The organism is Bacillus sp. SIMBA_026, from assembly GCF_046535335.1.
Lineage (GTDB): Bacteria > Bacillota > Bacilli > Bacillales > Bacillaceae > Bacillus > Bacillus velezensis.
On sequence record NZ_JAWRWX010000112.1, the window covers coordinates 1 to 278 of the forward strand.

1 protein-coding gene is annotated in these 278 nt (G+C 68.7%); it reads left to right on the top strand.

Annotated features, from left to right (window positions below; translation table 11 throughout):
• On the top strand, positions 1–186 hold a 186-nt coding region (locus tag SB847_RS20875), incomplete at its 5' end, for a hypothetical protein (RefSeq protein WP_410578500.1).
• Positions 187–278 lie beyond the last annotated feature (92 nt).

The window sequence follows — 278 nt, forward strand, 5'->3', positions numbered from 1 at the left end:
GCTCGGCTCGGTTTCGCAAACGGGGCATTCGAGGATAGTCCGGACGAGCGCGCCGCCGTGGCCGCGGAGTTTTACCCCAATGCATCCGGTCAACCGGCGGTCGAGAGCAGCGATTCAGGCACGCAGGCGACGCTGCGTGACAAGCTGGAGCACAAGGCGGTGCTCCTGGGCGGGAAAGCCGCATGACCGGCGCCCGTCGATGGCCGATCGTCCTGGCGACCATGGCCACGACCACCGCGCTCTGCCTATCCGTGTTGGCCGGGTGGCAGCGTGGCGGC